Source organism: Echinicola shivajiensis (assembly GCF_018642165.1).
In the GTDB taxonomy this organism is placed as follows: domain Bacteria; phylum Bacteroidota; class Bacteroidia; order Cytophagales; family Cyclobacteriaceae; genus Echinicola; species Echinicola shivajiensis.
Map to the genome: position 1 here is coordinate 108,579 of NZ_JAHHZM010000008.1, position 25,403 is coordinate 133,981.

19 protein-coding genes are annotated in these 25,403 nt (G+C 39.5%); 8 read left to right on the forward strand and 11 right to left on the reverse strand.

The window, feature by feature from the left end:
• Nucleotides 1-207: 207 nt before the first annotated feature.
• Both KMW37_RS14170 and ytxJ read right to left on the reverse strand, forming a co-directional pair.
• Nucleotides 208-3,090 (reverse strand): outer membrane beta-barrel protein, encoded by a 2,883-nt coding sequence (locus tag KMW37_RS14170; protein ID WP_215225298.1) that lies wholly within the window; start codon nt 3,088-3,090, stop codon nt 208-210.
• A 201-nt stretch (nt 3,091-3,291) separates the two neighbouring features.
• Entirely contained in the window at nt 3,292-3,630 is a 339-nt protein-coding gene (gene ytxJ / locus KMW37_RS14175) for a bacillithiol system redox-active protein YtxJ (RefSeq protein WP_215225299.1), read from the reverse strand.
• A 302-nt stretch (nt 3,631-3,932) separates the two neighbouring features.
• Between ytxJ and KMW37_RS14180 the strand changes: the two genes are divergently transcribed.
• Nucleotides 3,933-5,321 carry a DUF4403 family protein gene (locus KMW37_RS14180; protein ID WP_215225300.1) on the forward strand — a complete coding sequence of 463 codons (1,389 nt, stop codon included), beginning with the start codon at nt 3,933-3,935 and terminating at the stop codon, nt 5,319-5,321.
• Nucleotides 5,322-5,386: 65 nt separating this feature from the next.
• Here KMW37_RS14180 and KMW37_RS14185 read toward each other — a convergent pair whose 3' ends face one another.
• The 5 genes from KMW37_RS14185 to KMW37_RS14205 form a co-directional block, all read right to left on the reverse strand.
• The gene (locus tag KMW37_RS14185) at nt 5,387-6,061 is read right to left on the reverse strand and encodes a 3'-5' exonuclease (protein ID WP_215225301.1); all 675 of its coding nucleotides are present in this window, start codon (nt 6,059-6,061) and stop codon (nt 5,387-5,389) included.
• Nucleotides 6,062-8,008, reverse strand: a complete 1,947-nt coding sequence (locus KMW37_RS14190) for a DUF294 nucleotidyltransferase-like domain-containing protein (RefSeq protein ID WP_215225302.1) — start codon at nt 8,006-8,008, stop codon at nt 6,062-6,064.
• 212 nt (nt 8,009-8,220) lie between these two features.
• Complete coding sequence (gene acs / locus KMW37_RS14195; RefSeq protein WP_215225303.1) at nt 8,221-10,119, reverse strand: acetate--CoA ligase; 1,899 nt, start codon at nt 10,117-10,119, stop codon at nt 8,221-8,223.
• A gap of 368 nt (nt 10,120-10,487) precedes the next feature.
• Nucleotides 10,488-12,191, reverse strand: a complete 1,704-nt coding sequence (locus KMW37_RS14200; protein ID WP_215225304.1) for a sodium:solute symporter family protein — start codon at nt 12,189-12,191, stop codon at nt 10,488-10,490.
• A 31-nt stretch (nt 12,192-12,222) separates the two neighbouring features.
• Nucleotides 12,223-12,480 carry a DUF4212 domain-containing protein gene (locus tag KMW37_RS14205; RefSeq protein ID WP_215225305.1) on the reverse strand — a complete coding sequence of 86 codons (258 nt, stop codon included), beginning with the start codon at nt 12,478-12,480 and terminating at the stop codon, nt 12,223-12,225.
• 280 nt (nt 12,481-12,760) lie between these two features.
• On the opposite strand from KMW37_RS14205, the gene KMW37_RS14210 reads away from it, so the two are divergent.
• Complete coding sequence (locus KMW37_RS14210; RefSeq protein ID WP_215225306.1) at nt 12,761-13,141, forward strand: hypothetical protein; 381 nt, start codon at nt 12,761-12,763, stop codon at nt 13,139-13,141.
• Nucleotides 13,142-13,148: 7 nt separating this feature from the next.
• Here the strand turns inward: KMW37_RS14210 and KMW37_RS14215 are convergent, their stop codons facing one another.
• Nucleotides 13,149-13,880: a ZIP family metal transporter gene (locus KMW37_RS14215; protein WP_215225307.1), complete on the reverse strand. Its 732-nt coding sequence runs from the start codon at nt 13,878-13,880 to the stop codon at nt 13,149-13,151.
• Nucleotides 13,881-13,983: 103 nt separating this feature from the next.
• Nucleotides 13,984-15,048 (reverse strand): FAD:protein FMN transferase, encoded by a 1,065-nt coding sequence (locus KMW37_RS14220; RefSeq protein ID WP_215225308.1) that lies wholly within the window; start codon nt 15,046-15,048, stop codon nt 13,984-13,986.
• Nucleotides 15,049-15,181: 133 nt separating this feature from the next.
• On the opposite strand from KMW37_RS14220, the gene ruvB reads away from it, so the two are divergent.
• Together ruvB and queG are read left to right on the forward strand one after the other, a co-directional pair.
• Nucleotides 15,182-16,222 carry a Holliday junction branch migration DNA helicase RuvB gene (gene ruvB, locus KMW37_RS14225; RefSeq protein ID WP_215225309.1) on the forward strand — a complete coding sequence of 347 codons (1,041 nt, stop codon included), beginning with the start codon at nt 15,182-15,184 and terminating at the stop codon, nt 16,220-16,222.
• A gap of 38 nt (nt 16,223-16,260) precedes the next feature.
• Nucleotides 16,261-17,199, forward strand: a complete 939-nt coding sequence (gene queG, locus KMW37_RS14230; RefSeq protein WP_215225310.1) for a tRNA epoxyqueuosine(34) reductase QueG — start codon at nt 16,261-16,263, stop codon at nt 17,197-17,199.
• 77 nt (nt 17,200-17,276) lie between these two features.
• On the opposite strand, the gene KMW37_RS14235 is transcribed toward queG, so the two are convergent.
• Both KMW37_RS14235 and KMW37_RS14240 read right to left on the reverse strand, forming a co-directional pair.
• The gene (locus KMW37_RS14235; RefSeq protein WP_215225311.1) at nt 17,277-17,975 is read right to left on the reverse strand and encodes a response regulator transcription factor; all 699 of its coding nucleotides are present in this window, start codon (nt 17,973-17,975) and stop codon (nt 17,277-17,279) included.
• Nucleotides 17,972-19,672 carry a sensor histidine kinase gene (locus KMW37_RS14240; RefSeq protein WP_215225312.1) on the reverse strand — a complete coding sequence of 567 codons (1,701 nt, stop codon included), beginning with the start codon at nt 19,670-19,672 and terminating at the stop codon, nt 17,972-17,974. The genes KMW37_RS14235 and KMW37_RS14240 overlap by 4 nt, the downstream gene beginning before the upstream one ends.
• A gap of 208 nt (nt 19,673-19,880) precedes the next feature.
• Here KMW37_RS14240 and KMW37_RS14245 point away from each other — a divergent pair, with 208 nt between their 5' ends.
• The 4 genes from KMW37_RS14245 to KMW37_RS14260 all read left to right on the forward strand — a co-directional run bounded on the left by KMW37_RS14245 (nt 19,881) and on the right by KMW37_RS14260 (nt 25,344).
• A complete protein-coding gene (locus KMW37_RS14245) occupies nt 19,881-20,495 on the forward strand; it encodes a hypothetical protein (protein WP_215225313.1) in 615 nt (204 codons plus the stop codon).
• Between the two features lie 109 nt (nt 20,496-20,604).
• The gene (gene lysA, locus KMW37_RS14250) at nt 20,605-21,840 is read left to right on the forward strand and encodes a diaminopimelate decarboxylase (RefSeq protein ID WP_215225314.1); all 1,236 of its coding nucleotides are present in this window, start codon (nt 20,605-20,607) and stop codon (nt 21,838-21,840) included.
• A gap of 693 nt (nt 21,841-22,533) precedes the next feature.
• A complete protein-coding gene (locus KMW37_RS14255; RefSeq protein ID WP_215225315.1) occupies nt 22,534-24,330 on the forward strand; it encodes a T9SS type B sorting domain-containing protein in 1,797 nt (598 codons plus the stop codon).
• 3 nt (nt 24,331-24,333) lie between these two features.
• Complete coding sequence (locus KMW37_RS14260; protein WP_215225316.1) at nt 24,334-25,344, forward strand: PorP/SprF family type IX secretion system membrane protein; 1,011 nt, start codon at nt 24,334-24,336, stop codon at nt 25,342-25,344.
• Nucleotides 25,345-25,403: the final 59 nt, after the last annotated feature.

Consider the following 25,403-nt stretch of genomic DNA (forward strand, 5'->3'; position numbering starts at 1 on the left):
TCTTTTTGATATGGTATGATGCTATTATTTCTGTTTTATAAACGCATCCCCCGACCTTGCTCAAAGTAGAAGAATGGTGAGATTGGGAGGGCTGCAGTAACAAGGGTTGAATATTATATACAAATAGGATAGAGGCAAAAAAAGAAATGCAGAACACAACGTCCTGCATTTCTAAAACATATAACTATAACCTATAATATCGCTAACTTACCAACTTCTGGCACCACCTCTTGGCGGTCCAAAACCTCCTGGTATTCTTCTTTCGTCTCCTCCCTCTGGTTGTTTGAACTTGCCAATGATATAAGTAAAGGTCACCAAACCATAGCTGGTCAAAACATTGGAATAAACATCAGAAACTGTCACATCAGATACCGTCCTATTGATACTTTGGTTTTGGCCCAAAATATCAAAAATGGTCAATTTCAATTCTCCTTTATTATCCTTCAAGAACCGATATCCCCCTTCAACATTCCATAACCAGATACTCTGATCAAAACCCTCAGACAATCCAGTATAAAGAGTGTTGGCCATGGTGGTATTAAAGAATAATTTTCCATCATTAGGAGAATAATAAAGCTGCACATTAGAGTTTTGCTGATAGTAATTATTGTCCAGATTACTTTGCAGACTACTCTTGACTATGCTATATGTCGCGGCAGTAGAAACCGTAAAATCAATATCCTTTGAAATATTGCTGGTAAGGGAAAATCGTTGGGTCAAACCGATATTATTATTATAATTCAGTTCATTATTGATCAAGCCGGGTGTTCTGTTATAGCTCACACTGGAATTCAGGTTCAAATTCGATTTCAATTTCTCTACAGGAGTACCATAATTAAAAAACAGCCTTGCATTCCAATTGCCACTCAAATTAACAGGCTGGGTGATCTGACCTCCTTTTCGCAAAAGCACCTCTCCATTGATCAAAGTATCTTTTTCTGCCACGTAAGTATGTGTTCCAATATAATTATTGGTGAATGAACCTGTAGCAAACAAAAACATGGTCTTGGATCTTTCCATATCAAACTTTCCATAGTTCATAAAGAAATTATGGTTATAGCTTTGACCCAAACTAGGATTACCCACACTCAACTGCAATGGATTATTATTATTGATCACATTTTGCAATTGGTTGACACTGGGCTCATTTGTACTGGTTCTGTAGCGGAAACGCATATTTTTTCCACTTTCCCTGTCCCGATACATGATACTCGCATTGGGCAAAACATTATTAAAACTTCTTTTAAATGTCGCTTCCTCCGGAAAAAAGGCTTGGTTATTCAATTGGGCATTTTGATAATCCACATTTAAATTAAAATTGAAGCCATTTTCACTGAAACGATAACCTAGGCCAGCTTTTTGAGTTGTGAACTTATTATCAAACTCATTACTTAATGCTGTATCCAAGATCATTAAATTTTGTTCTTCTGCCAACACAAAGGTTTTTTGGTCAGCTGAGCTTTTATTGTTTCCAATCTGATAATCGAAAGACATGATGGATTTTTCACTTATTGGCTCTGTATAGGTAATATTAGCCCTATAATTAAATCCGTCAGATAGTGCATTGCTTTGCTGGAAAACCGTATCCACAGAGTTTCTCACAAAATCACGGTTGGCCATAAGTAGATCTGTAAATTGGTCCCTTTCATTCAATCCTGTATAAATATTCGTACTTATTGTCCTGCCTTGCTTATCAAACTTATAGCGATAGGTAAGATTATTGGAAATATTATAGCCATCTGTCAGTCTATTATTGATCGTCTGGGCGGCACTCAAAGAATCTAGATTTTGATCCAAATTCAGCCCATATTCATCACTGAACATTTTGTTATTCTGCCAGCTTAAACTTGGACTTATAATCAGAGAATTTCTGTCATCAATATCGTATTCGATTTTAGCATTAATCCGGTGATTTTCATTTTTGGTATTACTAAGCAGGTTTTCTTGGTAATACTGTCTCCTGTCCTCGGAAATCACCGTTTCAGTATTCGTATTCTGGATCAGGTTATTATTGGAATGGTTGAAAAAGTAACTTCCTGTAAAATTGATTTTATCACCCCACTTATCGCTGTAATTTAAACCTAATGAGTTTGTTTTGGCAATTCCATTGTTATTTCCTGTGAGGAAGTTATCATTTCCTCCACCACCTCCACGTCTTCTAAAGCGACCTCCGCCCACTCCTCCTGATACCCCTAGCAGATCCTGTGAGGAGAAATTCTGTTGGTTGATATTATTGGACAAACCAATGATGGAAATTCTTTTATCTCCCTTAAAAAAATTGATATTACCTCCTGCAGAGTAACGCTCATCTGTACCATATCCACCATAGAGTCTCCCAAAATATCCATTGCGCATATTTCCTTTGGTGATGATATTGATGGTCTTGGCATAATTACCATCATCCAAGCCTGTAAGCCTGGATTGATCAGATTTTTGGTCCAAAATCTCCACTTGATCAATCATATTTGACGGAAGGTTTTTCAGGGCAATATTGGGATCATTTCCAAAAAACTCCCTTCCATCCACTAGGACTTTTTGGACATCCTCACCTTGGGCCTGGATCTTCCCGTTTTCTATTACCACACCTGGAATTTTCTTGATCAGGTCTTCTGCATATCCATTTTCCTTGGTCTTAAAGGCCGCAGCATTGAAAACAGCGGTATCCCCTTTCATTTCCCCAACAGGTACTTGACCTTCTACCAGCACTTCATTAAGTTCATTGCTATCCTCCATCAAGCTTAGCGCTCCCAGATCCACTGGACCACGCTGATCTACCACTTTCCTCAATTTGGTATAACCTATATATGAAATCTCTACAATTAGATGAGAAATTCTGGGACGGGAAATGGAAAAAGCGCCCTTCCCATCAGTAACGGCTGCAGTCATTAAACTATCAGTTTCCGTTTTCAACATTACATTGGCACCAATCAAAGGCTCCTTTGATTCAGCATCCAATACAGTCCCTGTTATATTAAATGAGCCCATACCGCGTACTCCTCTTTCCCTGCCACCATTCTGTTGCGCTATTGACCCAAAAGCAAGTAGAAAGAATAATAATCCAAAAGTTGAGAAGATAATTGTCTGTTTCATAAATCGTGCATTTGATGCTTATTAGACATCGCAAAGCCACAGACGTTTAAAACTAAGGCAGAAAATAATACCTGAACTTCAGTTTTTATTGACGGATGGTAAAAAATAGATTTAAAGTAGAACTATGCTTATTTGAAAAAATAAAAAAGGTGCCATCAGATTTTGAAGACACCTTGAATATGATTTTTGAGAATTGGATGATTAGCCAACTTGCCCGATAATATCCTGATAATTGATCCCCATATGGCTGTTATCATAATACGCCATTCCGTCCTTTACCAGTATAACTTGCGGAGACTCATGCTCTACAGCAAATTCTTCTGCTATGGCATTTGATATTTCTCTATAGCTCAATAGATCTAAAATATACGGACTGACCTTTTCAAAATCCTGGTCCTGCCAGTTCCTTTGTAAACGGTTCCAAGCCATACCACTAATAGAGCAGCTGGTTGAATGTTTAAAGATCAAAACCGGTTGGTTTTTGCTTTCTTCTTTAAGCTGTTGGATTTGCTCCAAATTATCAATTGATTTCCAAGCCATATTAATTCAAATTTTGTTTCTCCTAGCCCTAACAAGCTTGAGGGGTATTTTGGTTCGAAGATAATGGAAATCAACAAAATAAACCTAGAAGAAGCCTCCTAACTTTTTGAGTAATCCACTCATTATACTCTCCTACAGCATCAAGCACTGCTTAAATTAACTTCCTTTAATTCATTTCATTAAAGAATTGGTCTCAAAAAAAGAATTTAAGAAATTTTAAGGCATGATAATGGCAAAGACTTCACCACTAACTCCCCAAAGTCCAAATGATTTATTAATCTTGTAGGCCTGAAAAGTCCATTATGAAAAGTAACATATTTGTTGTCGGCTTAATATTGCTGATCATTTCCTGTAAAGGTATCAATCCAGAAAAACCCCAATACGAAGGAGCTCCTGTCGTTCTTCCGGAGGCCATTTCTAAAGTGAATGTACCTCTTGAAATCCCCCTTAGATACATAGAAAAAAACCTCAATCGGGAATTAAGTCAATTGCTTTATAGTGACCAAGGGTTGGACATGGGCAATGGCTTGATGGCTGATTTGGAAGTAAGCAGAACCGGAGATATTGCGCTCAGCGCTTCTGGACAAAAGCAATTGGAAATAGAAATACCACTCAAGCTTAAAGGCAAAATCAATATAGAAAAGAAGCTCTTCGGACAAACCATTTCCACAGCGATCCCCTTTGATGAAGGACTGAAACCAAGGGTTAGCTTTATCTCGGAAATTGGCAGAAATTGGGATATCGGCATTTCCAATATTAATATTGAGAGTTGGGGAAGGTCGCTCAAGTACAATTTGCTGGGGTATGAATTTGACCTTGAACCCATGTTGGAAAAACACGTTGAAAAGATGCTCGACGATCAACTTACGGGAGATAATCTTACCAGAATTAGTTTTAGGGACATGATTCAGGAAACTTGGGAAGCTTATGGTAGACCAGTAAAAATTGAACACGAAGGATTTGACGCTTATGTATATACAGTCCCGCATAAAATAAAAGTAAAAGAAAAATTCACCACAGATCAGAAGCTGGAGTTGACCATAGGAATAGAAGGAGAGGTATTTACCCAAATAGGCTCAGAACCCCTTGTTGAGCTGAGTCCTTTGCCACGACTATACTATAATGATGATAGTGAGAATTACCTTGACATCACCTTGCCACTATCCATACCCTATCAGGATATGGACAAATACCTTAACGATATGTTGGCAGGCCAATCCTTCAAGATGGACGCTAGCACCCAGTTAATCCCAAAAGCATTTAAAACCCAAAACTTTGGTAATAAAGCCTTGGTGAAGGTGGATTTTGTAGTCAACAGAACAGGCAAAAAAAATATCTCAGGTAATATTTATTTAGTAGGTAAACCAACTTATGACCCATTACGAGAGGCCATTGTTTTCGAAGAAATCGACTTTGACCTCAACACGAAAAATATTTTGGCCAATAGTGCTAGCTGGATGAAGCAGGGACAATTGTTGGAGGAAATTCAGAAATATGCCAGCTATCCAATTGGGAATTATATCAAAGAAGCCCGAATGGAATTGCAACAGCAGGGCTATATAGATACCAAATTTGCCTCTTTTAGAGTGATCCGACCTGCCTTGGAGGTGGAAGGGATCTATACCACCAAGGAAGACATCAGACTCTATCTTAAATCAACAGGACAGATGGAAGTAAAGCTTAAGGATTAAAAGGGAAATTTTCTTTACTCTTTTCGCTAATCTTGCTACTAAATACTTGCATCTTAGTACTCTATTTAATATCTCATCAAATCCCCATAGGTCTTAATCCCTTTTTTGTCAGCCTCTTTCAGTAGCTTCAACAATAACTGGGCGGTCAAAAAAGCATCGCCAGCAGCTGTATGACGATCATGGATAGAAATATTATACCTTTCACACAAAGCATCCAAACTATAATCTTTCAAATTGATTCGGCTGGGGTCATAGGGCATACCATGTTCTATGCGGATAGCCAAGTCTCCTGTATCCACCACAGGGTTTAGGATCTTTCTCAGTCCATATGGTTTTGCTAATTTCTCCAGCATGGCCTGGTCAAAGCCTGCATGATGGGCTACCATGATGTGCTTACCCAAATAAGGGAGCAGTTGTTTCACAAAATCATCAATGGGCATGGCGTCATTGGACTGAATGATTTCATGAATCTTTATGCTGGATACATTTTGCTTGGTAGAAAACAATAGACTTTCCATGCTTGTGTCCACCTTGATTCGCCCCTTGATGATTTTTATTCCTCCAAAAGCCAAAACATGATCATTTTTCACATCCAAACCTGTTGTTTCCGTATCCAAAACTACAAAGGAAAGATCTTTAATAGGTGTTTTCTTGGAAAGTTCAACTTCAAACAACGCCTCATATTGATTCACTTCAGGAATTTTTTCCTGTTTTTTTCGAAAAATATCCAACCAACTCATTTACCTGTCAATAAAATCAGTTTGAAACCTCAATGCCAACATTTCCTGAATTTGATGAATCGGGGAAAAGGCATTTTTCAACATTCGGCGCTGAAGCTTCCCCAGGGAACTAGGACTGATATATCTTCCAGATGAATTCGAGCCTATACCTTCCAAGGCCCTTAAGCGCAAAAATATTTCATAAGCCTTTCCAGCTTCCCTAAAAACCTCTGCATTTTGGGGTTCCAATTCTGCCAATAGTTCGAACCTTTTGAAAGTATTGTTGACGCCCTTTTGTCGGTGGCTTAAAATCAGAAGCCTAGCAGCATCGGCCAAAGGTAGCATGGCCCTCAATTTAATATCAAACTGATCCTTGTGTTCCCCGGATTTTTCTACAATAAAATTCCTAAAAAAACCTAATGGAGGTGGATTCAACAAGGCATTATTCGCCAAAAAGCTCATAAACACTTCCCTTTTGTCAATAGCCCTGAAGATATAATTGGTCATTGCCTCTGCGAGTTCCTTATTTCCATATACTGGCCTAAAATCAAAAAATATGGTCGCCTTAATCAAGGATTCCTCATCTGGCAAATTTACCCATTCACTAAAATAAGACTCCCAGGTTGAAAGTGAATTACACCATTTTGGGTTGTTGGCCATGACCTTACTTGGGCAAGGGTGAAAGCCACATGCCAGTAAAATATCTATCACCTCCTGTGAAAGTAGCTGAAAATAGTCCTTGGTTTCCTCTTGTTCAGCATCCTCCACATCTTCATAAACCAAGGCATTGTCCAGGTCTGTCCTCAGTAACTGCTCCTGTCTGCCTTCACTACCCAAAGAGAGGAAGCAAAATGGCACTTTGGAGGCCTTTGGATATTTGGCATCCAATTTTTTCTTAGCCAATAAAATGGCCCTTCTTATGATCACATCATTTACTTCAGAAATGATATTGGCGATAAAATCGATGGCTACTTCATTTTCCAAATAATAGGCAAGTAGGTTTTCTGCCCGGTCTCTGATCACTTTCATTTCCTCTACCTCCCAAGTATTCATCAAAGCATGTATTAAGACCGCAGGGCTGTTTCCTTGAGATAGAAATACATCATGATCAGAAAGTATTCCTGTTATCTTACTTTGATCTGTACCATCCTCAGTTAATATCAAATGATGGAGGTGATGCTTGATCATCATTAAATAAAGGCTCGGAAAATTACTTTTATGGTGCATGGTCATCACTGGAGAGGTCATTATTTCCTCCACTTTGGCATCCACTGACAAGCCCGTGGCCACCACTCTATTTCTTAAATCTTTATCTGTAATAATACCTATCGGATGTCCCTGATCATCCAGCACTACAATAGATCCCACATCCATTTTGTGCATCATCTGAGCAGCCTCACTTATCTTTGCACCTTTTTGACAGCTGAGTACTTCTGTAGGGAAATTGACCTTTCCATTTTCCAAAAACAAAGATAGACCATGGTCTGAGGAAGCATCCTTAAATAATTTTCTGGCCTTTTGAGATTGGGAGAGATCTGTCCTTACCACTACCTGGCCTGCCGCAAATCCAGCTGCAAAATATAAACTGACCTCACTGTTTTCTTTAAGGATCTTGTTAAAAATATCTACAGGAACGGCATATAAAAGACTGTCCTCCGCAGCATAGGCATTTAAGACATAAGGCCTGTTTCCCAAAAGGGCCATTACGCCAAATACATCTCCCTCATCACAATAATCCTTCACAACCATTTTCCCGGAATCTTCTTCTGTCAGATAAACTGAACCCTCTTTCAAAACAAAAAAATGAGGATTGGCCATATTTCCTTTCCGAAAAATATATTCTTCCTTGCTGAAATACATCAACTCCACTTCCTTGGCGACACTTTCCAAAAGCTCATCTGAAAGAAAACTGAAAGGAGGATATCGAAATAAAAACTCCTTTACCCTGTTGACAATGACGTTTGACATGGTTATTGATTTTGGGCTATTGGCATATTAATTAGGTAAATACCCCAACATGGCTCCTATTAGCAGGCAATCTACTTAAAAACCATTGAAAGGTAAAAGCATGTAGAAAGAAAGCTTAGTGAAGGCATAACGTAAATTGACCTCAGTTGCTTAAAATTAAAAAAGCCGTTTCTTAAATTAAGAAACGGCTTCAAATTCATATCATTCAGTTTTTACTCAATCCTGCCCTTGATGATTTCATCCACTACAGACGGATCCAATAGCGTAGAGGTATCGCCCATATTATCCATGGATCCCTCTGCCACCTTTCTTAAGATTCTTCTCATGATTTTACCAGAACGCGTTTTAGGCAATCCCGGTACAATCTGGATTTTGTCCGGCTTAGCAATAGGCCCAATGATTTTACTAATGGTATCCTTAATTTCTCCTTTAAGGTTTTCCTCTGTCCTATTTTTCATATCACAGATCACATAGGCATAGATTCCTTGTCCTTTTACTTCATGAGGATATCCCACTACTGCAGATTCTATCACTTTAGGATGCTCGTTGATGGCATTTTCCACCTCAGCAGTACCCATTCTATGACCGGACACATTGATTACATCATCTACTCTTCCAAGTATTCTGTAATATCCGTCATGGTCCCTTTTGACACCATCACCTGTGAAATACATGCCTTTGTAGGTAGAGAAATAAGTCTGCTTGCAACGCTCATGATCTCCATAAGTCGTCCTGATCATTCCAGGCCAAGGGAATTTCACGCAAAGATTACCTTCTACAGAATTTCCTTTCAGCTCTTTCCCTTCCGGATCAACTATGGCCAATTGAACACCTGGAAGTGGCAAGGTTGCATAAGCGGGCTTGGTCGGAGTAACACCTGCTAAAGGAGACACCATAATCCCCCCAGTTTCGGTTTGCCACCAAGTATCTACGATTGGACACCTATTCTTACCTATATGGGTATGATACCAGTGCCACGCTTCCTCATTAATTGGCTCTCCTACGGAACCTAATACCTTCAGAGAGTCTAATTTATAAGGTTCAATAGGCTTAGTACCATGTGCTTCCAATGCCCTGATGGCAGTTGGAGCGGTATAAAACTGGTTCACCTTATATTTATCCACCACAGCCCAAAACCTTCCGGCATCGGGATAAGTAGGAACTCCCTCAAACATAATAGAGGTTGCTCCTGCCAATAATGGTCCATAAACTATATAAGAGTGGCCGGTAATCCAGCCAATATCAGCTGTACACCAATAAACATCACCTGGTGAATATTGGAATACATTTTCAAATGAGTATTTGGTGTAAACCATATAACCGCCAGTGGTATGTACCACCCCTTTTGGCTTACCCGTAGATCCTGAAGTATAAAGGATAAATAGCATATCCTCGCTGTCCATTACCTCTGCCTCATTGGTGTCAGGTTGACCTGCAATGGCATCATTCCACCAAATATCTCTTCCTTCTACCATATTGACCTCTTGCTTGGTCCTTCTATAAACTACAACGGTCTCCACCGTGGTAGTTTTCTCCAAAGCCTCATCCACAACGGCCTTAACAGCTATCTTTTTGGTGCCACGGAAGTTCCCATCTGAGGTCAATACCGCTTTGGCTTCACAGTCATTGATTCTATCTGCCAATGCATTGCTTGAAAAACCCGCAAAGACCACGGAGTGAACAGCTCCAATCCTTGCACAGGCCAACATGGCAATGGCTGCCTCTGGTACCATAGGCATATAGATAATCACCTTATCTCCTTTTCCAATTCCCTTGGATTTTAGTGCATTGGAAAACTGACATACTGCATGATAAAGCTCCCTATATGTCAAAGTCCTGCCTTCTTCATTGGGATCGTTTGGTTCCCAAATAATGGCAGGGCGGTCACCCATGATAAAAAGGTGCCTTTCAAGTATATTTTCGGTGATGTTTAGCTTACCATTGACAAACCATTTTATATCTGGACCCTCAAAATTCCAGTCTAAAACTTTATCCCAACGCTTTTTCCAGTGAAAGGAATCTGCTATCCTTGCCCAAAACTGTTCCGGTTCAGTAACACTTTTTTGATATTCATGAAAATAACCACTAAGGGTGTGGATTCTATCACTCATGTTATAAATTAAATTTTAGGTTTTATTATTAATTTGTTTTGTCCTTTTTGGATCCTCAAGCTATTTCTAATATTTCGAAAAACAAACAATCCATTAAAGAAATATTTCGAAAAAGATTAGGTCTCATTGTATTAAATCATCATGTCTAAAACTTAATTGATTTTTTATTAAAGTATAACAATTATACTGATACCCATAATTGTAAAATAGCCTCTCAAAGATTTCAAAGGTATCTACTAAAGATTCTTTATCCGTGAAAATCTGTGCAATCTGTGAGAAACTAACTTATCTGTATATAGTCATATAACTGTAAACTATAACGCGACGAATCCCAAATAGATATCCAAGTTAATATTAATTAACAAAAACTAATGAGACTGTGCCGCTCCTGCACCCCTAGGAATGCGGATGTCCTCCACCATCTCTTGAACAGCGGCAGGTGGAGCAGGTGTCATCATGGACACCACAAAACTCACCGCAAAATTCAATAGCATTCCGATTGAACCAATTCCCTCTGGGGAAATCCCAAATAACCAATGATCCTCAGTTAAGTTTTCTGCAGGTACTCCCAGCAAATTCGTACCGAACTTGAAATAAATGATATAAGAAAGCGTAAAAACCAATCCAGTTAGCATTCCAGCTATTGCTCCTTCCTTATTCATCCTTTTGGAAAAAATTCCCATTATAATCACAGGAAAGAATGAAGCCGCTGCCAAGCCAAAGGCAAAAGCCACCACCTGGGCAACAAAACCAGGAGGGTTAACACCAAAATAACCTGCTACTATCACAGCAACTGCCGCAGCAGCCCTGGCGATCATCAATTCTTTTTTATCAGAAATCCCCGGATTGAAGTTTTTTACCAGATCCCTCGACACGGAAGTAGAGATTACCAAAAGTAAACCTGCTGCAGTGGAGAGCGCTGCCGCCATTCCTCCTGCAGCCACCAATCCTACCACCCAATTGGGCAATTCTGCTATCTCTGGATTCGCCAATACCATGATATCTTTATCAATGGTCAGTTCATTTTTATCAGCTTCAGCAAGGTATTGAACCGTTCCATCACCATTTTTATCATCTATCTGTATCAGTTGTGTCTGCTGCCAATTCTCTACCCACTCGGGTAAATCATCCACAGGTTTCTCAGCGACTGAATCAATGGCATTATATATCCCAAAAGCTGCCACAGCAGGAGCAGTAGTATATAAGATCGCAATAAAGACCAGTGCATATCCTGCCGATAATCTGGCACCCTTCACTCTAGGCACAGTAAAAAACCGGACAATTACATGCGGCAAACCAGCTGTTCCCACCATCAAAGCCAATGTAATGGCAAACATATCAATCATTGGTTTTTGACCAGTCGTATATGCGTTAAAACCCAATTCGGTCAATACTCCATCCAACTTATCCAATAGAAAAGTCCCATCAGACACAGTTCCTCCCAGTCCAAGTTGAGGGATAGGATTGCTGGTCAACTGCATGGAAACAAAAATGGCAGGCACCATAAAAGCAAAGATCAGCACACAATATTGAGCCACCTGAGTATAGGTAATCCCCTTCATACCTCCCAAGACCGCGTAGAAAAATACGATACACATCCCGATGACCACGCCGGTATTGATATCTACTTCCAAATACCTAGAAAATACAATCCCTACTCCTCGCATCTGACCAGCTACGTAGGTGAATGAAATGAAAATAGCGCAAATGACAGCTACTACCCTTGCCTTATTGGAATAATATCGATCCCCCACAAAATCAGGCACCGTGAACTTTCCAAACTTGCGCAGATAGGGAGCCAATAACAGAGCCAGCAACACATAACCTCCTGTCCAGCCCATCAAATAAACAGACCCATCATAGCCCGCAAAGGAAATTACTCCCGCCATTGAAATAAATGAAGCGGCAGACATCCAGTCAGCCCCCGTTGCCATCCCATTTGCCAAGGGAGACACTCCTCCTCCTGCAACATAAAATTCTTTGGTAGAACCAGCCCTGGTCCAAATCGCTATCCCTATATATAGGGCAAAAGAAAGCCCTACCAGAATATAAGTCCAAACTAAAATATCCATGATTTAATTATTTTTACTGTGCTAGAAAAATTTATTCGTGTACATCAAATTCCCTGTCCAGCCTGTTCAAAAGCCAGACATAAACAAAAATCAATAACACAAAAACATAAATAGAGCCCTGCTGGGCAAACCAGAAGCCCAATTTAAAGCCGCCAATATGCCATTCATTTAAAAAATCTACCAGTAAAATACCGCATCCAAAAGATACGCAAAACCAAACTGCTAGAAGAGACAAAAGAATTTTCACGTTCTTCCTCCAGTAGGCCTTCATTTTTTCTTGATGAGTCATGATCAGAAAAGGGTATTTGGGGTTAAATTAAAAGACTTGAAGCAGAAAGCATCCTCAACAACCAATCCTTTGAATGGTCATCAACTTAACACTAGCCACTTCATATCAAACCTTTAAATAACAATAAATACACTGATTATCCAGACTATTGCCAAACATTTTTTCTTTAAATCGACCAAAAGCGAGAATAAATGAGAAAGATTGAAAAAAAATACCACATTGTAGCGAAACAGATAATGCCACCGTCTCGACAACATATAATAAAACTATAACCGGAATTATGAGGCCTTATTTTCTTTTACTTTTTTCAATTGTCTTTGGTCTTCTTTCCTGTAATAAGGATGATGAGTTTCCTTCCTGTGTTAAAGCAAATGTCATAGGGCCAGAGCAGTGTTCTGATTTTATTTTAGTAGAGATCATTAGTCCTGGCGGTGTTGGAAAAGACATCACCTACTATGACGGGAAGAGCTATCATAATGTGATCAAGTTAATTTCGAACGATGGTGTTCAGAATATCAACAGTGGTTATTACAATGTCCGTGATTTCGACCCCGAAAGGGATTCAGCGCTGAGCGATCCAGTTATTTGCCAAGCCATTTATGCCCCTTACAATGTCCCTGCAATGGTTGCAAATGCCTTTTCTATAATGGAATGTCCTTAACCTCCCTTTAGATCAAATATTCCGTGGCTATTGCCAAAAGAGCTGCAAGCAAACTCAGCAGTAGTCTATTCAAATGAAATTTGTGGTGAGGACTACTTTCAAAAAAGATAGTAGTAGAAATATGTAGGAAGCCCCCCGCAACAAGGCCAAATAATAGGTCTATTGCTTCGGTACCTAATATATTTTGTGCAAATAGGAACTGGCTAGACAGCATACCTAGAGGAGAAGCCAATGCAAAAACCAATAATAGTATTAACACCTTATTCCTTTTTAAGTTATTCATCAACACGGCTACCAAAGCAAAAGCAGCGGGAGCTTTGTGCATAATAATTCCCAACAATAAACTTTCCGTACCATGATGATGCCCTGAAAGGGAAGGCTGTTGACTTAACAAAGTCCCTTCCAAAAAGGCATGTAGTGACAAGCCTATCATCACCATCCAAACAGTATTTTTACCTGTACCATGATGGTGGATATGGCCATGCTCTATACCTGAAGAAAGAAATTCCAATACCTGTTGCAACAAAAAGCCTATTAACACATATAAGCCCATATAATAAGCTGAGTCTTTATTGGCAAACAACTCAGGTAGAATATGTAATACAGTAATAGAAAAAAGATAAGACCCTGCAAAAACCAGTATCAATTTGAAACTCTTTTCCTTCCATTGAGGCATGGCATAGGCTAGCAAACCTGCAATCATGGCTGACAAAAAAAGTATTAGAAAATTTCCGATCATAGGTTATTCAATATAATTATCCGCCTTCTTCTAAATGAGAATTTGGAATAAAACCCCAGATAATTTAAAATCTTAATCAATAGGACAATGATTGTTACCTAATTTAATTCTCTTCTCCCTTAATATAAGAAACAAAAGGCTTCAGCTTCTCACTGATATAGGTTTTCATTACTCCTTCTTCATCATAAATAAGAAACACATCGATATCCGCTGTTTTCTCCTGCAAAGCAATCGCCTTTTCTGTGCCCATCACCATCATGGCAGTAGCAAAGGCATCAGCTGTCATACAGTCTTTCGCCAAAACAGTTGCTGACAATAACTGGTGATTTACTGGATAACCGGTTTTAGGGTCGATAGTATGAGAGTACCTAACGCTATCCTTGACATAATAATTCCTATAATTCCCAGATGTGGCCATTCCACGGTTATTCAGTCCTATTATGCTATAGATATCATTATTACTAATATCTTCACTAGGTTGATTTACACCGACTTTCCAAAGCTCTCCATTTTCATTGGTTCCCTTAGCAGCCAATTCCCCACCAATTTCCACCAACATATCCTTGACACCCTTGCTTTGTAAAAAAGTCGCGACCACATCAACTCCATAGCCCTTGGCAATTGCGCTGAAATCCAAATAGACTTCCGGCTGTGTTTTCCAAACCTTCTCCTTATCAAATTGGATTTTGTCGAAACCCACTTTTTTTAGCAATGCCCCAATATTCACACTGTCTTTTGGATTGGCACCCTCTGGCCCAAAACCCCAAACATTTACCAAAGGACCAACCGTTGGGTCAAAAGATCCAGCAGTCTGCTGATTAATTTCCTTGCTTCTTCCCAGTACAGTAGGGAAAAATTTTGACTCAAAAAACAAGGTATCTCCCTGATTAAAACGGCTAAGCTCAGATTCTGGAATATAAGTGGAAAGGGACTCATTGAAAACTTCCAAAAGAGAATCTACTGAGGCCGTAAAATCCCGGTCTTCCAAATCCAGATAAACTATCCTGTACGAGGTCCCCATGGTTTGACCGCTGATCACCATTTTCCCTTCTTTTTCAGGTTCAGGGGCTTTAGGAGCCATTTGGTTCTGTCTGTAAAGAAATACTAGGAAAACCACCAAAAGGAGAATGATGGAATAAATAATGTTTTTTCTGGCGTTCTTTTGCATGTAAATCAGGAAATTTTCCCGAAAGTTAATTTTTATTTTTTTAATTGTCTCCAAAAGTCTGGCACAAGTCCTTGGGCACTGACTTTTTCCTACTTTGATTTTTCTATATTTGTATCCAAGGAAAAAGGAGAATATGAGAGAAGACTATCTAAGCGGCGAAAATGAAAATATGAGCCATACCGACAGGGAAATAGAAAAAGCCCTACGTCCCCTCAGCTTTGATGACTTTACTGGTCAGCAAAAAATCGTGGACAATATCCAGGTATTTGTGCTAGCTGCCCGTAAGAGGGGAGAACCGCTTGATCACGTTCTTCTTCATGGCCCTCCAGGTCTAGGAAAGACTACTTTGAGCCATATTATCTCAAATGAGCTGGAAAGCAGCTTGAAGATCACTTCTGGGCCAGTATTGGACAAGCCCTCTGATCTTGCGGGTTTACTGACCAATCTGGATGAGGGGGATGTGCTTTTCATTGATGAGATCCATCGTTTAAATCCCGTGGTAGAGGAATACCTTTATTCTGCTATGGAGGATTTCCGAATCGATATTATGCTTGACTCTGGACCTAATGCCCGCTCGGTACAGATTTCCTTGAATCCTTTTACCCTCATCGGAGCTACCACCCGTTCAGGGCTTTTGACCTCTCCCCTAAGGGCCAGGTTCGGAATCAATGCCCGGCTGGAATATTACGATGCCAAATTATTGACAACCATCGTAACCAGATCGGCCAATATTCTGGGAGCTCCCATTGACGAGATTGCAGCTTATGAAATTGCAAGAAGGAGCCGAGGCACCCCTAGGATTGCCAATACACTTTTGCGTCGAACCCGTGATTTTGCAGATATCAAGGGAAACGGCACTATTACGATTGACATTGCCAAGATGGCCCTGAATGCCTTGGATGTAGATGAAAATGGACTGGACGAAATGGACAACCGTATCCTAATGACCATCATTGATAAATTTAAAGGTGGCCCAGTGGGCATTTCTACTATTGCTACTGCTTGTAGTGAAGAAAGCGAAACCATTGAAGAAGTTTATGAACCATTTTTGATCCAAGAAGGCTATCTAAAAAGAACCTCAAGAGGAAGAGTTGCGACTGAATTGGCCTATAAGCACCTTAATATTCGTCCCAATTTTGGAGGACAGAATGGACCGCTGTTTGGTGACCAATAGGCGAATTACCCTTTATTTCTCCTAAAGAGATGCTTTCCATGAATCAAAATGAGAAAAATGCCACTACCATAAAGCAATTGGCCAAAGAACTTGGCTTTGAATATTGTGGTATCGCCAAAGCAGATTTTCTCGAGGAAGAAGCCCCAAAATTAGAAGCTTGGTTGAACCGCAATTACCATGGAGAAATGGCCTATATGGCCAATCATTTTGACAAAAGGCTGGATCCTCGTAAACTGGTGGATGGCGCCCAGACAGTGGTCAGCTTGATTTATAATTATTACCCTGAGCAAAAGCTCCCCGAAGGAAACGAGGATTATAAAATAGCCAAATATGCCTATGGCAAGGATTACCATTTTGTCATTAAAGACAAATTAAAAATCTTTTTGGAAAGGCTTAAAGAAGCTATTGGAGATATTGAAGGCCGAGCCTTTGTGGACTCTGCTCCGGTAATGGAAAGGCAATGGGCCCAGAAATCCGGCCTAGGTTGGCAGGGTAAAAACAGCCTTTTGCTCAACAGAAAGATGGGGAGCTTCTTCTTTTTGGCTGAGTTGATTATTGATCTCAAGGCAAGCCCTGATGTCCCTATGAACAAAGACTATTGTGGAAGTTGCACTCGGTGTATAGACGCCTGCCCCACCGATGCCATAGTGCAACCTGGAGTGGTGGATGGCTCTAAATGTATTTCCTACTTCACCATAGAATTGAAAGATGAATTGCCCAGCTCCATGAAGGGGAAATTTGAAAACTGGATGTTTGGCTGTGACATTTGCCAAGATGTATGTCCCTGGAACCGATTCTCCCAACCTCATCAGGAAACAGAGTTTCTGCCACATCCCGAACTCCAAAAGATGACCAATAAAGACTGGGAAGAAATCACCCAAGAAACTTTCAGCAAAGTATTTCAAAAATCAGCAGTTAAACGAACTAAGCTAAAAGGCCTACAAAGGAATATCCAATTTTTGAAGGAAGAAAAATAAAAGCGAGTGACCTGTAATAGAGGACAATCAACAAGGGCTACAAGTGAATTGCAGCCCTTATTATTTGCCATTTATTATTACGCTTCTTTTACTACCATCTTAAACCCTTCACCATGGATGGTGATGATCTGCACTTTAGGATCTGCCTTTAACAGCTTTCTGATCTTACTGAGGTAAACATCCATACTGCGGGCATTAAAATAACTGTCATCACCCCAAATTTGCTTTAGGGCATAGCTTCGATTGACAGGCTTATTCAATTCAGAAGCCAAAAGCCTTAGCAACTCATTTTCTTTCGAAGTCAATTTATGCTTGCCTTGGGGACTTTCAAGCAATTGTTCATCATAGTGCAATACCAAATCACCCAAATTATAATTCTTCAAACTAGCTGGAGCCTCATTACCCTTTTGGGTTCTTCTAAGAATGGCCCCTATCCTTAGCAACAATTCCTCCATGCTAAATGGTTTGGTGATATAATCATCAGCACCAATTTTCAGCCCTTCGATTACATCATCCTTCATATTCTTAGCAGTCAAATAGATAATGGAAATATCCTCCTGTATCTTCTTTATATCCTTCCCAAGCGTAAAACCATCCTTTTTGGGCATCATGATATCCAATATGCATAGGTCAAACTTATCTTTCTTAAATTGATTCCAGCCCTCTTCTCCATCTCTGCACAATGCGGTATCATATCCTTTCATGGTCAAGTACTCCTGAAGGATATCTCCCAAGTTAGGGTCGTCTTCTACGACCAAAAGTCTAGCTTTACTCATTTTTTTCGGGGTAAATTGATGGTAAATGTACTTCCTTTATTGATTTCACTTTCAACAAAAATCTCTCCATGGTGCTCTTCCACCATTGTTTTGACATAGGCCAATCCCAAGCCAAATCCCTTTACATCATGAACATTTCCGGTAGGGACCCGGTAGAATTTATCAAAAATCTTCTTAACGGAATCTTTTGACATGCCCATCCCATTATCTTTTATGGTGATGGTAAAGCCTTCTGGATTCTCTACCAATTTAAGTAAAATCTCCGGCTCTTCCCTGGAGTATTTGGTGGCATTGTCCAAAAGGTTATTGATGATATTGGACAAGTGAAAGGCATCAGCTTCTAAGTAAGGGTTTTCCACAGCGACATCCATCTTTATAACACCACCCTTTTTCTCTACCTGTAGCTCAAAATGCTTCTTGGCATCCTCCAATAAGCTCACCAAATCCACCTGTTCAAATTTCAATTTGAAATCCTTCTTGTCCAAAGCGGCAGCCTGAAGCACCTTTTCTACCTGTGTACCTAAGCGCTTATTTTCATCTTTAATAATGCCCAAATACCTATTCCTAAAGGCATCCTGATTGACCAACTCTGGATCCTGCAATGCCTCCACTGCCAAGCTGACCGTGGCAATAGGTGTCTTGAACTCATGGGTCATATTATTGATAAAATCATTCTTAGTTTCAGAAAGCTTTTTCTGTCTGATAATCACCTTTATGGCATACACAAAACAAAAAATGATGATTAGTAGAAATACCAGTGAACTGGATAAAGGAAGCCAAATTTGACTGATCAAGAAGGCGTTTTTTGAAGGGAAATTGATCATCATGAAATTTTCCTTTCCTACCAAATCACCAGGAAAAAGCTCTGCTTTCAGGCCATTGGCCAAAAAGAATTTAGGATCAGCGATATTATTAATCCCTATCAGCGAATTTTCATGGTCCAATATTGCCAGTTCAAAATGTCCATTAATACCCCTTTTACTAAGCTGCGATTTAATGTCCCTATGCAAAGCAGCTGTATCCACCCTGTTTAAAATACTAATTTTGGCATCTGCCAGTAACTGGGTCATTACGACTTCCACCAATTCGATTTTTTTATTGGCCTTTACGATATTTTCAGCAGCATTTTCTGAAATATTATATTCCTCAGTGATCAATGCCTCCCTATTTAAACTATAATCCTGCACCAAAGCAAAACTGTCCCGCTTAGCTACAAACTCAAGGTATTTTTCTTTTTCCTGAAGATAAATAATCATTTCATCAGGTGTGAATAACTGACTGGCAATGGAAGGAGGAAGCTCAAAATACTTCTGCAGCTCAAATTGATCTTGAGGCTTTCCATTTCTGGATGCAATCATCCTCCTAAAGGTCTGTGATACCTGTGGAACGGTTTCCTTAAATAGAGAATCCAAAACGGAAGGCCTTCGCTCTATGGAGACCTGCCTTTTGATATTAAATTCAATCGGCTCAATTTTTTGGAACAGGACCTTTTGGAAAGAACTGTCCTTTGCCATTGCGTTCAGGATAATTTCACTGGTCTCTCCCTTTTCCAATTTAGCAATACTGGCCGCCAAAGACTGGTACACATTCTGCTCGAATCGCTCTTGATTGATCTTGATGGCATTGGCTACCCAATAGTATTGGAAAGCCACCAAGCCCAAGCACGCAAGGGACATTAACAGAATTATTATTTTCATTTTTGTCTTAGACATATTACAAATTTACTGGTAAATATGGAGTATGCCGGAACCTTAACAATTTTTAACAAGGCTTAACAGGCCAAGCATAGAATTTTATTTCGAAATCAGGTACTTTTATACTCATCAACTTATTGATTTAATTAATAACATAATTAATCGATAGATCATTTCTTAAAATCAAAGTTCCCTCTAACCCCATATCGCTATGAAAACGAAATTAAATTGGATTATGGCAGTTTTTTGCTGCTTTGCCATCTCTTCAGTTTCCTTTGCTCAGGATACTGAAAATGGAACCAAATATTTCCTCAATGTCACCTCTGAAAAAAATGGCGTGAAGGAAAATATTTCTAAGACCTATGACAACCGCGAGATCATGGAAAAGGATCCCTTCTTTAAGGAATTAAAGCTAGACCTTCCAAAAGGACAACATGACAAGTTGGTCTTGGAAACCACCATCAATGACAAAAAGATCAGCCTTTCGACTATGAAAATGACTCAAAAAAGATTGGCGATTGGCAAACATATGGCTTGGGTGGATAGAGACGATGATGTCAATGTGGAAATACTGAATGAGAATGGAAAGCAAGTTAGAGTGATAGAAAGAAAGAGTGGATTTCAATATCCTAGTTTTGAATTCGATGCTCAGACAATAGAAGGTGGAAACGCAAAAATCTTTAGCCAAGACAAAAAAGTAGAGGTTTTTGCCTTTGAAAAAGATGAAGAAGGCCATATCAAAATGGATGATGCAGAAGTGGATGAAACCATCAAAAGACTGGAGGATTTGGTTAAAGAGCTAAAAGAAGCCAAAAAAAATAATTGATAAGTTTAAATTATAAGTTAGTGGATTAAATTTCAAAGAGGAAGGCAATGCCTTCCTTTTTTTGTTGCCCGGCCTTTTCTATCTTTGCCCACTTAATTAATCATGTATCATGACTATCAATAACGAACAGTATCAGATTCAGGGTGTTCCACTTTTGGACATCGCCAAAGAATTCGGCACTCCAGTATATGTCTATGACGGACAAAAAATATTGGATCAAGTAGCCGCATTAAAAAGTGCATTTTCTACAGTAAATCTGAAGATAAAATATGCTACTAAGGCACTTTCTAACATCAATATCCTGAAGTTGATGAAGAAGGCTGGTACTGGTGTGGATGCAGTTTCGATAGAAGAAGTAAAACTTTGTCTACACGTTGGTTACACTCCAGAAGAGATCATGTATACGCCAAACTGTGTTTCCTTTGAAGAAATCCAGCAAGCCGTAGACCTTGGAGTGATGATCAACATTGACAACATTCCAATGTTGGAGCATTTTGGCACCTATTATGGCAACACTGTGCCTATTTGTATCCGCTTAAACCCACATATTTTGGCTGGAGGAAATGCCAAAATTTCCGTTGGGCATATAGATAGCAAGTTTGGTATTTCCATTCTTCAATTGAAGCACGTACTTAAAATAGTAGAAGTACACAACTTACAAGTGATTGGACTACATGTCCATACTGGATCCGATATTTTGGATGCCGAGGTATTCTTAAAAGGTGCTGAGATTTTATTTGATGCTGCCAGAGAGTTCAAAGATTTGAAATTCTTGGATTTTGGGGGAGGCTTTAAAGTTGGCTACAAAGAAGCAGATATTACCACTGACATTCAGGATGTTGGCAAAAAGGTCTCTGCTGCTTTCAAAGAGTTTTGCAATGAATATGGAAGAGAGCTGGAAATCTGGTTTGAGCCTGGGAAATTCTTGGTAAGTGAATGTGGTTATCTATTGGTCCATGCCAATGTTATCAAATCCACACCTGCTTCGACCTTTATTGGAGTAGACTCAGGACTTAACCACCTTATTCGACCAATGATGTATGATGCCTATCATGGTGTAGTGAATATTTCAAGGCTAAATGGGCCAGATAGAGTTTATACCATAGTAGGGTATATCTGTGAAACCGATACCATCGCAGCAGACAGAAAATTAAAAGAGGTAAAAGAAGGTGATGTTTTGGCCATCAAAAACGCCGGAGCTTATGGTTTTAGCATGGCTTCCAATTATAATTCCCGTCTTCGCCCTGCTGAAGTATTGGTATTAGATGGAAAAGCTCATTTGATCAGAAAAAGAGAGTCATTTGAGGATATTTTAAAACATCAAATAGACATTAATATTATGTAGAATTATCAATTTATCTAATTATTAACTGATAATTCTTTGAGCATTAACAGGATATATTTAAATTAGCGATGAGTATAAACCATTGCACAAGCCTGGTAGTAATAATTACAAAAGCTCGGAGCCAACTCTCCGAGCTTTTCTTTTTTAGTCGAAATCTGAACTGCAGAAAATTTCCTCCAACTCAGGCACCCTTTAAAAAATTTAAAAGGCTAAGCCTCTGAGACTTCACCGAATTCTCAGGAAAATATCCCCATCAGTCATTAAATTCTTGTCATTCCGTTAGAGAATTTTCCTCCAGGTACTTTTCTCCAGACAACTGGTTTTTATCAACTTTTTCATGAAAACTATTTTTTCGCAAAAAAAATATTAAAAAATATCAAAATTTTAACATAACAGATAGCACCAATACTTTTGCTGTTAAAAACTTATTTTTTGTTTTTTACTCCGATTTCTTTCGTTTTTCACTTTTTAGAAAGCACTATCTGAACGAAGCTGCGCCATACTTTATTTTGTTTATATGTTTTTTATTTCATTTATTATAAATAGAAACTGGAATTAACAAATTTCAATTATTTAAATATGAAATTCATAAAATATTGTTTCAAATACTGAAACACGTTTTTCCTGTTTCGAAATGCAAATAACCAACGATAATCTACCCGGATTAATAATTATTTCTTCGACGTTAATCATATGCAGAAAAGTCCATATATATATGGGTCTAGGCTTCTTTGTCTCTTTGCATTTGTCCTTGGTATTTGTTTGTGGACAAACAGTAACAGCTATGCCTCTTCCGCTCTTGCCGTAGAGGTAAGTGGAAAGCTTGCACTATGTTCTTATGAAGAAAAAGGGAATATTATTCTAAACGTTTCTGGGGGAGTTTCACCTTACCAATACGAATGGCCATCTATCAAACAATACACTTCTTCGATAGACAATCTCAATGCAGGAAAGTATACTGTCATCATTACTGATGCCAATGGATTAGAACTCACCAAAGAGATCCTTATTCAGCCGCCCTATCCACTAATAGGAAAATTGCTTCAAACTGAAGCTGCTACCTGTGGCGCTGCCAACGGAACTGCGGAAATAAAAGTAGTAGTGGGAAGGGGAGATCCTTACCGTTACGAATGGAGCAATGGACTGAAAGGCTCCACCAAAGCTGAAAACCTGCAAGCTGGTGACCATTCAGTTGAAATCTTTGACAAATACAATTGTAGCACGACTTTATATTTTACCATAGAAGAAAAAGGCAGCCCTATTAATATAGCGGAGTCCCTAGTACACAACAGTTGTGGCAGCACAGACAAAGGTGCCATCTCACTGAATATTTCAGGGGGACAGGCTCCTTATGAATTCGAATGGTCCAATGGAGCCAAAAGCGCCAACTTGGATCAACTCCCTAGCGGAGAATTCAGCGTCGAAATCAAAGATGCCTCAGGATGTAGTATTAGCAAGACCTTCCAAATAAAAGATTCAGAGTCATTGCAGGTAGCAGTTGAAAAACAAAATATTAGCTGCAATGGGGCCGAAAATGGATGGATATCACTTTCCATAGAAGGAGGAGCAACGCCTTATACAGTAAAGTGGAGCGACACTGATGAAAACATTAGAGAAAGAAGCCAGCTCAAGCCAGGAACCTATATTGCAACTATCATGGATGCGAATGGCTGTATAGCTGAAAAAAGCATCGACCTTAGTGATGCCAGCCTTATGAATGCCAGAATCTTATCCATGGTGAACGTGGATTGTGGAAATGGCTCAGCCACAGGAACAGCATGGCTAAATATTGAAGGCGGCCTTCCTCCCTACAAAATCGAATGGCATAATGGCACCAAGAATCAAGATGAAATTTCTTTCAATCAGGCACAGGAAATAAGCGTGACGATCACCGATTCTAAAGGCTGTACCACCCAAAGCTCAGCCAAAGTAGATTTCCCTTCAAACCTAGCCAGAACCAATTTTACCTATGAGCTTGAAGGTTTTTCTACCAGTGAGGAAATTATCGCCAGAAAACCAGTGGCTTTCAGAAGTAATACACCTGAAGAAGTTATTGCATGGGAATGGGATTTTGGAGACGGAACAAGTAGTGAAGAAGCCAACCCAGTCCATGAATTTGTAAAAGAAGGGGAGTACGAAGTTACACTAAGGGTACATAATCTATATGGATGTAGCTCTGCTTACTCCAACACCATAGAAGTGGAAGACAATAGTTCAAGTATTAAAATACCCAATGCATTCAGCCCCAATGGGGATGGTCTAAATGACTATTTCGTTCCAAAGTTCAAAAACATAAGCGAGTTAGAATTAAGCATATTTAATACTTGGGGCGAACTGATTTATCATCAAACCAAGATAGAAGGCAAAGGCTGGGATGGCAGCTATAAAGGAGCTATTCTCCCGCCGGACAATTATGTCTACAAGGTCCAATTCAAAGATTTGGAAAATAACGTAATCGAAGAAGGAGGAGTATTTACACTAATTAGATAAGGGATGAAGAAGGCATTACTGTTTGGCATATTTTGGATGACTTGCCTCCTATTACAGGCACAGGACATTCAATATTCACAATTCTATGCTGCCCCAATATACTTAAACCCTGCCATGACAGGGGCAAGTGAAATGACCAGAATCGGCATGAACTATAGAAATCAATGGCCAGGACTAAACCAATCTGTAAATTCCTATTCAGCCTATATGGACCACTATATGTTCAATATCAACAGTGGCATCGGGCTTATGGTCAACAAAAGCCAACAAAGTGCTGCGAATTTGAGCACAACAGAAATTGCTGGTTCTTATTCCTATAGACTTCAACTGGGGGCTGAAAGCTATTTGCGCATGGGCGGCCAAGTGAGCTATATGTCCAGAGATGCCTATTTTGGCAATCTTGTCTTTGGCTCCCAATTAGATGTAAACTCCGATCAAATTATCGGCCCAAGCGGCGAAAACCTTGGTAACGATATCAAACATCGCTTTGCTGATTATAGCTTTGGCTTATTATATAATAATAAGAATGCCTGGCTTGGAATTTCAGGACACCACTTAACCACTCCAAATACCAGTTTTCTAGAAGATCAACTTAGCGAGCTCCCCATGAAATTATCAGCCCATGGTGGAGTTAAAGTTGACCTTCTGGGAGCTGGGATGAACACATTCAACGATAGAAGCATCACCTTTGCTTTCAATTACAAAACACAAGGGCAGTTCCAGCAGCTGGACCTAGGAACTCAACTCGACCTCAGCCCAGTGGTTTTGGGCGTATGGTACAGGGGAATTCCTGTCGTCAAACAAGAAACCCCTAACCACGAGTCCCTTATTGGGCTTTTCGGTTTCTCTTTTGACAATGGCATTGACATAGGGTACAGCTATGATTACACCTTATCAAAACTAGGCAACAACCTTTCTGGTGGAGCACATGAAATCTCCCTTAGATTTTCCTTTTTCGCTGGAGATTCCCGTTTAAGAGGCAGAGAAAGTTCAATGCCCTGCTTTAAATATTAAAACATAGCATTGCCTATTGGTCAAGCAATATATTGAGGGAGATATCTGCATATCCTTCT